Source organism: Trichormus sp. NMC-1 (genome assembly GCF_001858025.1).
Classification (GTDB): domain Bacteria; phylum Cyanobacteriota; class Cyanobacteriia; order Cyanobacteriales; family Nostocaceae; genus Anabaena.
This window is the reverse complement of record NZ_LZQD01000012.1, coordinates 59,539-75,478: the sequence shown is the minus strand read 5'-3', so window position 1 is coordinate 75,478 and position 15,940 is coordinate 59,539. Positions and strand designations below refer to the sequence as shown.

Sequence of the window (15,940 nt, the reverse complement as noted above, 5' to 3'; positions counted from 1 at the left end):
CTCGGCACTAATTGACATTTTTATGAAAATAGTTTGTATCCAATTGATTAATTAGAATCGCTATTACTAATGTGGCAATTCCTAATATTTTAGGTGTAGTAATGGGATATTTAATAGCACCAAACCATCCCAATTTTGATACTGTGGCGTGGTGTAGCGTGGCGTAAGCCATACAAGCTCGTAAACCCCATCGAATTAACGATTGAGTCTCAGTATAATGAACAAGAATCAAACCGGATTCCAGGGGAAACGCATCTAAATCTTATTGACAAAATACCGTTTTAATGTATGAACCAAAAAATCCCTATTTATCGTTTGATTGATTTTTTCAGGATCATAGTAATGGACTAAAATATTGTCAATAAGTGGTCGTTAATGCGAATATTTTGGTCATTATTGAGATTGAATCGCCCTTATTGATAAGATGCGTTTTCCCTGAACCGGATTCCTATAGTTTACGCACAGTTTTCAATTAAGGATAAAAATGATAGGGGTTGGCTCATATTAGCAGCAAATCCGAGAATTCCTGGATCTCGATGTTTGTAAAGTAACTGACCTTTGCGATCAAACAAAAAAGTGCCACCGCGCTGAGTTAAGTAGGCAGAATTCGGTACATAAGTCTGCCAATTTCTGAGAACTTCCACCATATTCCGTAGCCGCAGAGTAGCTAACTCAAAGGGGCGTTGAAAGCCACTTCCGCCGGCTAATTGGAAAAACGAGCCTTGAAAAGCAGGTAGAGGAGTACCTTGAATGATTTCATTATCCCCAATAAGTTGAGGGGCTTTGCGATCGCCCTTGTATCCCCGAAAAACTTCAGCTAGAGTTCCCGGACTACCAATCCCTGCACACATCAAAATTAGATTTAGCCAAGCTTTCCCAGACTCAGCAAGCCCAGGGAGAGAAATATTCAGACCAGAATAGAGATTGAGTTGGCGATGTAGTTCTCCATTCGGTTCAACAAATAAATTTTCCGGCGGAAATCCTGTATATTCACAGAATTTTTTTCCAGAAGCGAGATTACCAATTCCCACCGCACGAATAGCGAGTTTTTTATCTGTCAAGTTTTTAGCTTCGCGCTGTAACCACCACGCATATTCCAGACTATCAAAATCTCCAAGTTGTGGCCAAACTAAAATAAGGATATGTGAGGCAGTCTCGCAGTTTTCTAGCAAGGGTCGGCTCATGCCATCACTAACACGCTGATATTTGCTCTGATTAAGGATAGCGTAGGGGTTCATTGCAAGGTATAAACTGCTATTTAGCTATTAAATTTTAGCTCAATTTAACAGAATTTACATTGATTTTATCAAATTGCCGTAATATCCCGTCCCTTTATAGAGCGGGAGCATCAAGACAATTTTTGTTGAAGTTCCGTAGTTACCAGCTATCACCTACCGTAATATCTACTACCACAGGCACAGGGTTGAGAAACTTTTCAGCCGCAGCCACCATACATCTGTGTAGCATTTTGCTCACTCGTTCCACCTCATTCTCTGGACATTCCAGGACAATTTCATCATGGACAACGCAGATAAACTTTGCATGAGTTCTACTTAACGGCTTAACAAGCTTCACCATCGCCAACTTATTAATATCTGCATTCAACCCTTGCACAGGATGATTAAGCATTTCTGCTAACCTGGGTTTATCAGCCCATCTCCGTCTTCTCCCTGCTAAAGTCCGACTTTCTTTAATACCCCGCAAATATGCCTGCTTAATCGTTTCGTGCCACTTAGTCACACCAGAATAAGCATCAAAAAACCGCTTTCTAAAAGCCTTCGCCTGATCCAGTGTCATCGTCACACCATACTTAGTTTCAGCATAAATGCGAAGTTTAGCAGCCCCCATACCGTAAATAAGTCCAAAATTAATCGCTTTAGCCAGTCTGCGGTCTTCTTCAGTAACCTCCATGATCCGCTTACCAGTTACCAAAGCTGCCGTAAGTTTGTGCAAATCAGCACCTTGACGGTAGGCTTGGCGCATCTTAGCATCACCAGAGAGACGCGCGACAATTCTTAATTCGATTTGCGAATAATCTGCTGCTAAAATTTGGTAGCCAGGTGCAGCAATAAAGCAATTTCTAGCCGCCGCATGACGGGGAATGGTTTGTAATGGTGGGTGACGACAGGAAAATCTTCCAGACCTTGCGCCTAGTTGATAGTAATTGGGGTGAATTCTCCCAGTTTTGGGGTGAATGTGTTTAGGTAAACTATCAGTAAAAGTAGCAGTAATTTTGGCAAGGTGGCGATAGTCTAAAAGAGCCTTAATAATAGGATATTGATTAACCAAAGGGACTAAATCTTTTTGGTTAGTTGATTGTATGGCAATACCCAGAGCCTGGAGAGCAGCTAATACTTGTGGGGGTGAATTAGGATTAACAATATCCGTTAATTCGGGTAACAGTGATAGTTGAGATTTACCAGCAAGACGCAGTTGTTTTAACTGTTGAAGTGCAGTTATTTTATCAGCTTCTAACTTTGCACCCAGCGTTTGCCATCTGGATAAGTCAAACAACATTCCATTGAGTTCCATTTGGGCGACAACAGGCAGACAATGAAATTCCAGTTGGGCAATTTTTAGCAATTTCGCCTGTGTTAATTTCTTGACTAAAATCGGGTAAAGGTCAAGTAAAATAGCAGCATCTGTAGCAGCATATTGTAATTGTGCTGGAGTCAGTTGTTGATGCCAATTGCTAGTTTGTAAGGTTTTATCTAGTTGTATACGCAACAGTTTACGAGCTACATTTTCTAAAGATGCACTAGTTTTAATTCCCGCATTCACAACTTGGTAAGCAAGTTGTGTATCAAAGAAATATCCAGAAGGTTGAAGTCCAGCTTGAGTGAGAAATTGCCATTCAAATTTGGCATTATGAGCAATTTTCACAGCAGAGTTGCAGAAGAGTTTTTTGAGTAGCAAATGATAAGTTTCAGTGCGAGTGCTTCTGGTGCAGTGTAGCTGATTACTTTTGGTATTGTGTTCTGCGCTATCGCGCACAGATATAGCTGGTAAATCAATTAGTACAACTGGGTAATTAGGTGCAGCTATTTGAATTAATCTAATTGTATCAGTTAAAGGATCTAGTCCTGTTGTTTCACAATCTAAGGCTAAAATTTCGGCTTTAAACAAAGGTTTGATAACTCTTTTGAGAGTGGGAATATCTTTGACTAAAGTGTATTCTGGAGAGTAATTCATAGTGATGATAATTTGGCTTTTTAGCCATAAGTATTCGTTGGTATTGTTTGATAAGAATAATTAAATTAATTCATAATGCCTCTTGCTGCCTTTAGAACTGGATGGAGTTTAGACTAAATCTTTTCTTGTAGGCTCAAACCCTGACGTAACTATAGGCTTATGACTTACAAAACCTAAAATAACTGGCAAACCCTTAAAGCCTTGCCTAGAGAGACTTTGGCGGATTAGGAGGGAAAATTAGTCTAAAGTTCAGTTAGAAGCAGGGGAATTCAACCTCCAAACTTTGTAAAAGAGAGGTTTATATGTAATATCCCTCTCCTTATAACTTGATTCAATTAACTAATTTGACGCTGACGTTTACTTGTTTGGACAACCTGATGATGCTGGATATGCTGAGAATTATTAATAGCAGTAGGAGCTAATTCTTGAATAATTGGTTTGACAATTTCTGGGGCAATTTCTAAGCGATTTTTAATCTGTGCTTGTAACCAAGCTAAAGGAACGCTTTTACCATTGACTGTTTGTTTGATAATTAGGTCAGATTTGGTTTTTGAAACTTTTTTAATGGCACTGGCAATTTTTCTGGCTGTGCGTAAATCAATTTTGTCTATGTTAATAGTAACTGAATTGTTGAGTTCAAGTTCTGGTTGTAAAGAAGTGCTATCATTTGATTGATTACCATTGTCATTTTCAAAAATGCTAGAAATACTAAATGTGTTTTCAACTGTGGTTAAATCATCATACTCATGGATATTCGATTGATTACCATTATCATGCTCAAAGTTGCTAGAATTACTGGATTGATTCTGGTTCTCAATCTTGGTTAAATCATCATGCTCAAGAATAGTTGATTGATTACAATTGTTATGTTCAACATTTTTAGAGCTATTGGCAACAGAATTATAGTTAGCAGATAGATGACAATTTTCTTGTTCAACATTAAGATTGCTATTTGTGGTATCAATAGGTTCAATGTTTGATTGCTCAGATGTTTTGTGAGTGGTACAATATTCGACGTTAAGAGCGATTTGATGCCATAAATGCACTAATCCCACCATAAAATCAATAAACATGACAATGATAGAGAATGCTGTAATTACCAGGATGAGATAATTTAAATTTTCTTGAACTGATTGAATATTCATGGTAACTAAATTGAGATTTGATTATCAAAAACAATGAAGCAATAGCTTCCATTTCACTTGCTTTCAATCAACACGATTCAATGAAACTTAGAACATGACAATGGTTAGAGCAAATGTATCCTCAGTCTCGAACTTCTAGTTTAAAACTGAGGATTTTTGGTAACTTTAAAACAAGTCCATTTGTACAGATGAATTGGAGGAAGATTCAGGAGGAGGAGTATTTTCAATTGAGTCTATCTTAGACTTAGAATTAACACGACGTTTACCCCATCCTTCTTGTGCTGCGTGTTTAACTATGCTGCGGCGAATTGATTGACTAATATCGTGAAAATCATTTTTTACCTGCTGAAAATGAATGATGGATTTATTGCTAGTATCACTCGTAGTACCATCAATAAATTCATAAAAACTCTGGCAATCTTTTGGTAATTTATTGTATTTAGTTAAAACTTCATTGCCTACCCAAAGATAAAGGTCAGCGTAATCTCGATGCAAAGGTGCTTCGTAACTTGCAGGCATCATGTAAGTGAGAACTTCTGTAGCTGTGGCATATTCACCAACTTGATTTTGTTCATACTCATTGCAAATTAGTTCTAACCTGTCTTGAATACAAGCAAATTTCAGCCATTGAGGAATTGTATCACTCCAAGAATTGCCGTAAATCACTAATGGACCTGCCAGATAGCGAATATGGTGTATAGAAAATTCGGCTATTTCTAATAAAGTTGCTAACAATTCTTTAGGGGTATTTAAACTAGCGAGAATTTGCAGCATTTTCAAAGTGTTGTCTGGCAGTTTAGCATTTTTATGATTATTGATTTCTGCCATGACTTCGGGTGGAATCAAGTTGATTTGTGCCATTTGTCTTCTCGATATGAGCGCATCACCCAAAATAGCCAATAGGCTAAGACATAATTAGCCAATCGGTTAGTGCCGTTAATCAATCAATTTTTTATGCTGGTATTGGTATTGTTTTTCAGGTCATACCAATGAATCAAGAACCCGCATTAAATCAAAACACTGAGGATGAAAATAATCCTGGTGTTAAGTCTACCAAGGGTTATCAGTCGCATGGTTATACCCTTGAGGAATCAAATTTTGAGGATGAAAATAATCGTCAGGTTAAGTCTGCCAACGGTTATCAATCCCAAGGTGATGAGGATAATATTAACCCTTGGGAAACAGACAGATTTGCAGATGGTTATCAAGAAAATGTTTTTGAAATTAACTTGGGTGATACACCCTATACCGAATCAGCAGCTAATCCCAATCCCAAATTACCAGGATATGGCTCTGGTTTAGGTTACAAGTCTAAGAAAAGTCAACAGTCAACATCCCCAGAATTAGAGTTGTAAATCGTCAGGATTCAGGAATGCGATTTATCAATCATATTTTCTCTAATACGTACATCCCAAAGTCAAACAAATCCAGTCTTGATTCAAGAAAATACTTGATTGATTGGGGTGTAGTTATCGTGTTGCCGTGGTGGTTGCCATCCTCACAGGAAAACTTGAATTATGAACAATTCAAAAAGATGGATATTTTTGCTAATTGTCATCAGTTTTATTATCTACAGTGTCACTGTTCAGGCTGCAAACAGCATATTTAATAATGGCAATCTGCCTACTCGAATTGTAGAAGTTGCTAATGCTCAATCTCGATTACCTGCTAACAAACTTTTGTTGCCAGACTGGAATCGAATTTCTCTGAGTCAACTACCAGGTATCAGTCAATCTGGGGCAATTGATGGCAGTCCCTATAGCCAAACATTAGGTTATGATTTGAGTCGGACTTGGACTGTGGGCATGACTCCTGATGTATATTTGAAGTTAGGAGATATCAGTGAGGCATTGCAAGCAGAAAAGTTTGCTTTGCAAGCTATTGGAGATATTACATCTATTGAGTTCAACAAGATTGCCTTGAGTGAATTTTCTTTGATTAAAGAACAAACATTGAGTCATTTAGCTAAAGTTGTTCCTCAATTAGCTCAAACAGCAGTCAAAGATATTCAATCTATTGCTGCTTTACTGAAAACTAAAGGAATTCAACCAGCAAATTTAACTTTATCTCAGGTATTGACACAATACGAAGTTGGGAACATCAAGCTGGGAGAAATTGACTTGTCCAAGTTTTCGCTGACTTCAATTCCTAATTTAGAAGCAGTACCAATTCAAGATTTAACAAATTGGATGAATAGTTTTGTCAAAAATATTCCAGGACTGGGACAAGTGCCTTTAGGATTGATGCCCAATCCTATCAGTGAAGTTGGTAATTTAGTCATGCGGATTGATGCAGTTTATGGAACAGCAGAAAATCGCCGTAAAAATACTATTTCTGGTTCAGATGTGCAAGGTTTTTCTGTCCCCTGTACTCAAAAAGATTGTGCTTATTTAGAACTAGATGATTTGGAAAATGTAGGTGCAAGCGATCGCTCTTCTTCGGAAGGTAAGCAATGGATTTCCGGTAAATACCAGGAAGTTGAGGGAGGTTCGGGTATCCTCAAAGCGGTTAACAATGGCCGAGAACCAACCGGACGTTTACCCTTTGGTAAAGCTTTTAAAGTTGTGGTCATGGAAACAGATGAAACCACAGATACAGTCGATACGGCTTTATACTTTCGGTTCTGCGCTGGGAAAATGGGTTGTACACCTTATTTTATTGGTCCAATTCCTTTTTTCAGCTATCAGGTGAATGCTTTGATGTTTGTAGGCAATTTGGACAGTGGGAATGAGCAAAGTGTTAATACTACTTCTACACCAACGGGTGCAAATAGAGAGGTGAAAGGTAATCTCAGTCAAAGTAATACAGTAACAAATCAAATTAATCCTTGCACATTTACCCGTGCTAATCGCTCAATTGTCAGTCAATCTTTTTCCGGTGTTAATTTGCCATTACTAGGAAACGCCATTGCTGAAATTGAAAGTGCTGGTAGTGGAGATTATCAAGCTGTTGGTGTGCATACCTGTGCGGATAACGGGTTAAATTGTGGTCGAGGACTGGGACGGTATCAGTTCATGAGTTACAACCCCTATGCAGTGCGGTTAATTGCTGCCAAGTCTGGAGGGGAAGAGTTTCTTAAGCGAGTTAAACAAGGATATCAACCAACTGAAGCTGAATTATTTGAGTTTTTTCCTCCTGCTGACCAGGATAGGGCATTTATGGCTGATATTGCCAATAAAATTCAAGTAACTCAAACGGAAATTGACCCGATTACAGGACAATCATTCACTGGTGAACGACTGATTGAACGAGTAGCTCAAAAGCATTTTGGTGGTGATAATAGCAAAGTTGATGCTAGTAGTTCTGATGTTTTTGGTCGTCTCAGTCTGAAAGATTACGGACAAACTGCTTTAGCTTTTTATGGCAATAAAAACAGCGATAATGGAACGTTGACCTGTATTCCTAGTTTAACTTCTCGATACATTAGTAATGCTAAAAACGTTGGTAATTAGAAGTAGGAAATACAGCACGAGTTATGAGTCAGGAGTGAAAGCCACTTATAACAATTGTGGCTATTGTTATAGCTTATCACAACAAATAAATTCGTTTGATTCGTCTTTCCTTTACGCTACAGCACGAGTTATGAGTCAGGAGTGAAAGCCACTTATAACAATCGTGGCTATTGTTATAGCTTATCACAACAAATAAATTTGTTTAAATCGTTGTTCCTTTAGGTTCTCAAAAGTTGCAAGTTCCATACTTATCATCGTGGTTTTTATGACTAATTTATCTACAACCTCTATATCTTCCGAGCCAGAGACAAAGGATTTTTCTGATACTGACTTGCATTCAAAAAAGCAATTTGAGCAAGCAGCAACAGATAAATTAGCTTCTTCTTTGTCAGCCTTTTCTACTCAGTCTCAACCACTAAAAACAACAGGATATCAATTACCAGAACCTCCCATGAGAATACGTTATTGGGTGCATTGGTTTCGTGTTGGTTTAAGTATCTTTTTACTGCTTTCTGTTCTCTGCGGTTTAGGAGGATGTAGTTTGAATGCAGCAACTGTGACTTGGCACAAAGCTGTTAATCTTGTTTCTAATTCTGTTGTAGAACAGGTAATTGGAGAAAATACAAACTTGAATCCTCAAACATCTGTTGACAATACATTGGCTGTAAATGTGACAGGAAAAGATGGCAAGCTGACAATTTTCAACTTTAATACTCCAAATGTTTGTGGTGCTTTGGGTTGTCTGTATGCTGGTTATTGGTTCAAACCAAATCAACCAATTACTCAGGTATTTTTGAGTTATTTAAATCCTACATTACCACCAGGAAAGCAATTATTAGCAGTAGGAGAAAACCGGAATCAGTCTTTACCTTGTATTAAGGTATTGCAAACAGAAAAACAGCAATTACGACAATTGAACTTTTGTTTTAACGGTAATCGTTATCAACTTGCCGATAGTCAACTTTTGGCTACTATGAATAAATCACCCAAATAACAGTTTCGATTAGTCAACAAAAAGCTCATTGCAGGTATTAAAAAAACAAATTAGGACGGTCTTGACGAGAGGTAATTTCTAAAGAATAATCTTCTTCAATACATAGTTGCTGGAGTTCCTTAATATCATCAGCTAACATCTTTGTTTGTTGAGCTTGTTCTAGATTTGTTTGTGTATAATCTAGAGAAACCTGAGATTGGTTTAAAAACACTTGAGTTTTTGAAAGTGAATCAAATTCTAGTAACTGTTGAATTTGTCCAGCAGTCATGATACCACTTCGATAAGCTTCTATTGCTAAAGTTTCTAAGATTTTTTGGGGTAAGTCTTGCCAGTTCTGTTGTAGTTGGTTGCCAATATCTTCAGGAATTTCGATAGTGATTTGCATAATTGTACCTTTTTTCCTTTCATCAGTATTAATAGGATTTATTTATTTAATTATATAAGACTTCTATTAAATCCAAACAGCGATACCTAAACTAGTCCATCCTGTACAATTCTATCAAACATTTGTCCTCCAAAAACCCTACTATATGGTTCATCTAAAAAAGCACACCCCGCTTTCGCGGGGGTCTATCTACCAAAAGTGGATGCTCTCAATTTATGTTCAACACAAGTAATTTGAGTAACCGCTCAATAATCCGGGGTAAATCCTTCAATGACAAGCATCAAATGGCGTAAATTCGTTCTCGAATAGGTAGTCCACCCCCATTTATTGAGCGGTTACTAATTTGATAGCATTCAACTATTCGTCGTCATCGTCAAATTCAAAATCATCATTGTCCAAATCGGTTTCTAAATCGTCATTTTCATCATCGTCATCTTCAATTATTTGAATTTTCCGAGGTGGTTTAGTTGTTGGTTTAGATTTACGGACAGCTTGAGTTTTACTTTTATTCTTCTTTGGTGGTAAAACTTCCACCTCTACAGAAGTTGATTCTCCTGGTAAAGCAGGTAGAGATTGTGGTTCATTGAAACCAGCGATAGCATCATGCTGTTGCCAAATTAAACTTTTAGCTGTGGTTTTACCTAAATACAGTTGGGGGAAATTTTCAACTGTGGGTTTAGTGTAGGCTACAGTTTTGCAACAGTTATGTTTATTCTTACCTTCACCTTCTTTAATGGCTCTAAACTCAATTTCTAGCACTCCTAAACTCCGCCATTTATCACTTTTACCACTAAATGGTACTTGGAAATAATCAGCAAAAGTTTTCTCTAATGAACGGTAAAACTCTTCACGGACTGATTTAAAACTCCAGAGAGCTACATTCTTGAATCGGACAACAACAGGAGTAGTATGTAATGGTTGATTTTTGTCATCAAGAAACATGATTGCGTGTTCTGAACAGACATCCATTGTTCTTTTATCAAGACTATTTCTGTAGTCGTCATAAAGCCCAACAAACGAACCACCCACATCTTCAACATCTGATTTATAGCGGATATATTCTGGTGCAAAAGCTAAAACCAGTAACCGACCTTCAGTAATTAATAGTCCGGTGACATCTTCAGTTAAAGTGACAGTAGTTAAATCATCTTCTTCAGGCATTTCTAGCCAACCAGCTTTTTCTAACTGGTCTTCTGGAATCAATAGTCCAGCAGGTTTATCGTTAACGACAATGCCATAAGGAAGCAGCGGTTTACGGACTTGGTTATAATTATCATTGAAGAGTTCTGGGTCTATTTCAAATTCGGTTTCTTCAAAGTCATAATCATCAGCTTCAGTTGCTCTGGCTTTGCTAGTTTTAGGTTTAGTAGCAGCAGTTTTGGGAGGAGATTGATGGGGGTGTTTAGAGTTGTTTGTAACTTTTGATTTAACCATTGGACTGCATAAATATGATTGTCCAAAGTCTGAGGCGTTAGCCTCTAAATTTAGTAAAAATTAATTATTTTAGGCTATAATATTAGGTAGATATTAACAAATCAAAGTCAAGAAACTGAGGGTGCAATAACTATTCTTAGCATAGCGTTTTATGACCAAAAATGAAATCACTGCAAATTATGACGAATCCTGGAAAGAAGCATTAAACGAATATTTTGATAGTTTCTTATCCTTTTTCTTTCCTGTGGCTTACGAAGCAATTGATTGGACAAAACCACCGGAATCACTAGACAAAGAACTGCAACAAATTACAGCTTCATCATCAACTGAAAAACGGATTGCAGATAAACTGTACAAAGTTTGGTTATTGGATAAAACACAAGCATGGATTTTAATTCATATTGAGATTCAGAGTCAATATGATGTTGACTTCCAAGAAAGGATGTACACTTATAATTACCGAGCTTTTGACCTGTATCATAAATTTGTGGTGGGTCTGGCGATTTTAGGAGACACAAGTTCCACTTGGCGACCTAACAGTTATCATCAAGCTATGTTAGATTGCGAATTAAGTTTGAAGTTCCCCATTGCTAAACTCCTAGACTATGAATCACGGTGGACTGAATTAGAATCTAATCCTAATCCTTTTGCTATCATAGTAATGGCGCATTTAAAAACTAAAGCCACCACGGGGAATTTATCAGAACGTGAGCAATGGAAATGGACATTAATTCGCGGACTTTATGAACGAGGCTTAACAAGAGAACAAATTGTTAAGCTTTTTAAAATCATTGATAAAATGATGACATTAACCAAAGAATTGCAACGAGGATTAGTCGCTAAAATCAAACATTTAGAGGAGGAAAAGAAAATGCCTTTCATTAGTCCAACAGAAGAATTAGCAATGGAACGCGGTGAACAGCAAATAATTATCCGGCAACTAAATCGGCGAATTGGTGGAATTGAATCATCATTCATTGACACAATTCGGACATTAACAATTGAGCAGTTAGAATTACTCGGTGAAGCACTCTTAGATTTCTCCTCTGTTACTGATTTAGAAGAATGGTTACAAAATAAACCAGAGTCTTAGATTAAGTAAAAACCCCACTTTTCATTAACTACTGTGGGGTAACATTGATAACTTCTCACTGAAATCTGGGATTCTTGGGGGAAAATAAAATATCCAAAAGGTCAATTCCCTAACTTTACCTTGATAACTAAAATTGCTGGTAAACCCATACACAACTACTATGAACCTTTACCAGAAAAATCTACCAAACAGCCATATCACTGCTAACTCGACATTAATTGAAGTCTCAACTTACCAACCAACACTAGCCAGTATTGACTTCGGTAAATTCTTTCAACAGTACAACAACCCCCAAGGCTGGACAATGATGGCTGGACTACTGGTAGTTTTAATACTACTGCAAATCAGTGGTACGGGTAAAGGTAAAATCACCACTGGTAAAGTCTGCGGTGTCAGCGAAAAACTAGCAGCCACTAACCTCGCATTTAAGCAAATCCAAGAACACAAACACAATAAAGTTACCCTCTGGTCTGGTACACCCCGTTACTGGACAAAAGGGAAGTGGCGGGGGTTAATGGCTAACCTGCAAACCATGCTGGGTGCTGCACCTACAGTTTGGTTTCCTCATGCCGAACGGGGAACACTGGTAATAGGTGCGCCGGGTTCTGGGAAAACTTATTCAACTATAGACCGGATGTTAGAAAGTGCCATGCAGCAAGGATTTCCAATTTTACTCTACGACAAAAAAGGCGACCAAATGCGACTGCACGCCCCTCTAGCAGCACGTTATGGCTACAAAGTGCGAGTATTTGCTCCTGGTGAAGCTTTTAGCGGTGTCATCAATCCCCTCGATTTTATGCGGGATGCACGGGATGGGGTCATGGCTGGGGAAATTGGTCAAGTGATTAACCGCAATGCTGCCAGTGGGGGTAAAAGTGACGAGTTCTTTGCTAAAGCTGGGGATTTGTTAGCAAAAGCATTATTACAGTTAGTCAAGGGTTCACCTTACCCAGATATGGCCATGCTGTATGCAGTGTTGCGGTTGCCAAAATTGGTACAACGTCTTGATCATGCGGTCCAGTCCAAACGGTTAGATGAATGGGTTGCCACTTCATTTATTCAATTTTTGAGTGCTAAGGACGCAGAGAAGACTATTTCCGGGATTTTGACGACAGCGGCAGGGACTTTCTCATCTTTTATTCAAGCTGATTTGTTACGGGCATTCATCGGTCAATCGGATATTCCTACTCAGCTATCAGGTAGAGAAATGGTGGTGTTCAAGCTGGATGATGAACGTCGTAGTGTGGTTGGTCCTTTACTGGCAGCAGCAATGCACTTAATGATTGTCGGTAATTTGAGCCGCCCCCGTAAAGACCCGTTGATTATTTCTTTGGATGAATTACCATCAATTAAGCTGGATAGACTGCCACAATGGATTAATGAATACCGTTCTAATGGTGCTTGTTTTATCTTAGGTATTCAAAGTTTAGAGCAGCTTTACGATATTTATGGCGATAAAATGGGGAGTGCGATCGCTTCGGCTTGTAGTACCCATGTGTTATTCAATCCTGGTAATTACAAAACGGCGGAGGATTACTCAAAGCGTTACGGTGAAAAGGAAGTGCTGATTAAAAATCGGACCACAGGGCGAACTCTTGGTGGACAAATGAGCCGTTCGATTAGCTGGAGTGAGAATTTACAAAAAATGCCTGTTATCAGTGCAGATGAAATTCTCAAGTTTCCTCAAGGTAAATGTGTAATTACCAGTCCTGGTTACAGTTCCGGGGGACAAGCATCTATTCCTTATCCTTTAATTATTCCTGTGTCGAAAACAGATGAAAAAAGAGCTAAAGAAAGCGAGGGTCTGTGGGAAACACAAGTTAGATTGGCTTTAGAAAGTCAGGTAACAATTCCTGATCTTAAAATGTTGACCCAGGCATTGTATGACCGCATTGAGGAAGCAGGACGGATGTTGCCATTACCAGAGGAAGATGTGGCCACAGTCCAGGAACAGGAGGAACAGGGGTCTGGTAATCATCAAGAAACTGATGTTTTGGAGAATTTTACAACACGAGTTTATCAAACTCCAGGATTGCAATGATAAGAATTTGGCAACTTTTAAAGGGCTAAAATATAGGAAAATATAGGCTAGAATGTTATTTATATAATCCTCTATTTAGGCAAAACCACTTAGGCAAAACCACAAATCCTGGTACTGGAGGTAATATCTACGCATGATTCATATTTGTGCCTTATTAATTAAGAGTATAAATGTATATTATTCGGAGGCTATTTAGTTAGTTACAAAAATTATAAGTTTGAAATTCTTGTTTTTTTATTTCATACTTAAATTTAGCAACAACCATAATTTTAGATTAGCAGTTTACAAAATAAAAATTATGCAAATTCATATTTATGCACAGCAAGGAAACATTGCGGGAGTCGGACATGAAATAGCCAAGGGTGTGGATATTGACTGTATAGACGAAAACGAATACTCCCAGCAAACACCATTAATGTATGCAGTTAGTAGCACCAATGCAGGTATTGATATGATTCATTTCCTCTTGGAACATGGTGCAAATGTGAATGCTATTGCAGAACAATCTGACTATACTGTACTTGGGTTGGTTGTACAATCGGGTAATTTAGAAAAAATCCAATTAATTTTAGATGCTGGTGCGAATATTCACTATCAAACACCTCAAGAATATGATGTTTTAATTGATGCTATGCACGGTCGAGATATTTTGCTAGACCAAAACTTGCTCTCGATTTTAGATTTACTAATTTCTAAAGGTGCTGCTGTCAATGGCATGAGTAGCTATGGTGAAACCGCAATTAAAGTAGCTGCTCGTATTGGTAGATTTGATGCTGTTCAATTACTATTAAATGCAGGTGCTAATTCAGACCAATTGCAATGGACAGAATTAATGCAAGCTGTTGTTTTTGGTAGATTAGAAGAAGTAAAATTATTACTGGAACAAGGAGCAGATCAAGATGTGTATGATTGTTGGTATAGGACTCCTTGGTTGTTGAGTATTCAAGCAGGTGAACTAGCCAAAGCCAAATTACTTCTAGCTACGGGAGCAAATTACAACTATGTGGGAAACTGCGGTAAAACGCCGTTGATGTATGCTATAGAAAACAATCAGCCGGAAATATTACAGTGGTTAATTGCAGAGGGATTTGATATTGAAGCTACTGATGATTTTAGTAATACTGCTTTATTAATTGCAGCCGAGTGTGGTGCAAACGATTGTGTAAGAATTCTCTTAGAAGCTGGCGTAAACCCTAGCAGAATTAATGATTGCAATGATAACGCGATTAAGATAGCTAATAATCTGGAAATTGTCAAAATGTTAGTTGCATCTGGTGAAGACTTGAACGATATTAACGATGATATGCGGCGTGTTTTCACTGGCATTACCAACAGCAAATTTTCGCTATCCCAATTATCGACACAACAATATTTTCCTGGTAAACATTCACGTTTTGGTACAGCTAATCCAGAATTAATGGATATTTCTTTTTGGCAAGCTATGGTTTGTGAAGGTTGTGCGGCTTATACAGCAAAAAATATTTTTAATGATACAGAAAATTGGCAAGATCCAGCATGGTGCTATCAGCGATTTGGCAGAACTATTACACAATTACCAGATGGCAGAATTGTAGAAATAGCTGGTGAACATGAAGATTACTATGACCCTGATTTTTGTATATATAATGATGTTGTAGTTTATCAAGGTGATGGTAATTTTCATATTTTTGGTTATCCCCAAGATGTATTTCCGCCAACTGATTTTCATTCTGCTACATTAGTGGGAGAATACATATATATCATTGGTAATTTAGGATATCTTGGTACAAGAGTCTATAATGAAACTCCAGTTTATAGATTACATATCCACACATTTGCCATAGAAAAAGTAGAAACAACTGGGGATAAACCAGGATGGATAAGTCGTCACAAAGCTTACTACCAAGAACCAGATATAATTTATATTACTGGTGGTAAATTGTATGTAATTGGTAATGATAAATCAGAAGATTATATAGATAACTCCGTTGATTACGTTTTAGATTTAATTAGCTTAAATTGGAGTCGTGCTATTGTGTAAATATACAACAAAAACCAGAAAAATAATAACTTCAGAGGGAACAGGGAACGGGCAACAGGGAACAGAAAAACTCATGTTTAAAAACATGAAATTGAAATAATGACACTGTTTTTTTTCGTGCTACGCATCTTTTAAAAACATCTTTTTTTTCGACTGAGCTTTAAACTAACAGGGAACGGGCAAC

General features: G+C 37.8%; 13 protein-coding genes. 6 read left to right on the top strand and 7 right to left on the bottom strand.

The window, feature by feature from the left end; genetic code table 11:
• Positions 1-7: 7 nt before the first annotated feature.
• The 5 genes from A9Y75_RS28005 to A9Y75_RS24470 form a co-directional block, all read right to left on the bottom strand.
• Entirely contained in the window at positions 8-172 is a 165-nt protein-coding gene (locus A9Y75_RS28005) for a hypothetical protein (protein WP_236721523.1), read from the bottom strand.
• 283 nt (positions 173-455) lie between these two features.
• A complete protein-coding gene (locus A9Y75_RS24485; protein ID WP_071192281.1) occupies positions 456-1,238 on the bottom strand; it encodes a peroxiredoxin-like family protein in 783 nt (260 codons plus the stop codon).
• Between the two features lie 139 nt (positions 1,239-1,377).
• Positions 1,378-3,192, bottom strand: a complete 1,815-nt coding sequence (locus tag A9Y75_RS24480; protein ID WP_071192279.1) for a bifunctional 3'-5' exonuclease/DNA polymerase — start codon at positions 3,190-3,192, stop codon at positions 1,378-1,380.
• A 335-nt stretch (positions 3,193-3,527) separates the two neighbouring features.
• The gene (locus A9Y75_RS24475; protein WP_071192277.1) at positions 3,528-4,337 is read right to left on the bottom strand and encodes a hypothetical protein; all 810 of its coding nucleotides are present in this window, start codon (positions 4,335-4,337) and stop codon (positions 3,528-3,530) included.
• A 165-nt stretch (positions 4,338-4,502) separates the two neighbouring features.
• Positions 4,503-5,198, bottom strand: a complete 696-nt coding sequence (locus tag A9Y75_RS24470; protein ID WP_071192275.1) for a hypothetical protein — start codon at positions 5,196-5,198, stop codon at positions 4,503-4,505.
• Positions 5,199-5,326: 128 nt separating this feature from the next.
• Here A9Y75_RS24470 and A9Y75_RS24465 point away from each other — a divergent pair, with 128 nt between their 5' ends.
• From A9Y75_RS24465 to A9Y75_RS24455, 3 genes are all read left to right on the top strand, one after another.
• The gene (locus tag A9Y75_RS24465) at positions 5,327-5,692 is read left to right on the top strand and encodes a hypothetical protein (RefSeq protein ID WP_071192273.1); all 366 of its coding nucleotides are present in this window, start codon (positions 5,327-5,329) and stop codon (positions 5,690-5,692) included.
• A 162-nt stretch (positions 5,693-5,854) separates the two neighbouring features.
• On the top strand, positions 5,855-7,789 hold the full coding sequence (locus A9Y75_RS24460) for a M23 family peptidase (protein ID WP_236721522.1): 1,935 nt from the start codon (positions 5,855-5,857) through the stop codon (positions 7,787-7,789).
• A gap of 265 nt (positions 7,790-8,054) precedes the next feature.
• Entirely contained in the window at positions 8,055-8,783 is a 729-nt protein-coding gene (locus A9Y75_RS24455) for a hypothetical protein (protein ID WP_071192272.1), read from the top strand.
• Positions 8,784-8,820: 37 nt separating this feature from the next.
• Here A9Y75_RS24455 and A9Y75_RS24450 read toward each other — a convergent pair whose 3' ends face one another.
• Positions 8,821-9,168 carry a UPF0175 family protein gene (locus A9Y75_RS24450; protein ID WP_071192270.1) on the bottom strand — a complete coding sequence of 116 codons (348 nt, stop codon included), beginning with the start codon at positions 9,166-9,168 and terminating at the stop codon, positions 8,821-8,823.
• Between the two features lie 357 nt (positions 9,169-9,525).
• Positions 9,526-10,602, bottom strand: coding sequence for a DUF5895 domain-containing protein (locus tag A9Y75_RS24445; protein WP_071192268.1), 1,077 nt, complete (start codon positions 10,600-10,602; stop codon positions 9,526-9,528).
• A gap of 151 nt (positions 10,603-10,753) precedes the next feature.
• On the opposite strand from A9Y75_RS24445, the gene A9Y75_RS24440 reads away from it, so the two are divergent.
• The 3 genes from A9Y75_RS24440 (at position 10,754) to A9Y75_RS24430 (ending at position 15,756) form a co-directional block, all read left to right on the top strand.
• Entirely contained in the window at positions 10,754-11,695 is a 942-nt protein-coding gene (locus A9Y75_RS24440) for a DUF4351 domain-containing protein (protein ID WP_071192266.1), read from the top strand.
• A gap of 160 nt (positions 11,696-11,855) precedes the next feature.
• Positions 11,856-13,736 (top strand): type IV secretion system DNA-binding domain-containing protein, encoded by a 1,881-nt coding sequence (locus A9Y75_RS24435; protein ID WP_071192264.1) that lies wholly within the window; start codon positions 11,856-11,858, stop codon positions 13,734-13,736.
• Between the two features lie 298 nt (positions 13,737-14,034).
• The gene (locus A9Y75_RS24430) at positions 14,035-15,756 is read left to right on the top strand and encodes an ankyrin repeat domain-containing protein (protein ID WP_236721521.1); all 1,722 of its coding nucleotides are present in this window, start codon (positions 14,035-14,037) and stop codon (positions 15,754-15,756) included.
• Positions 15,757-15,940 lie beyond the last annotated feature (184 nt).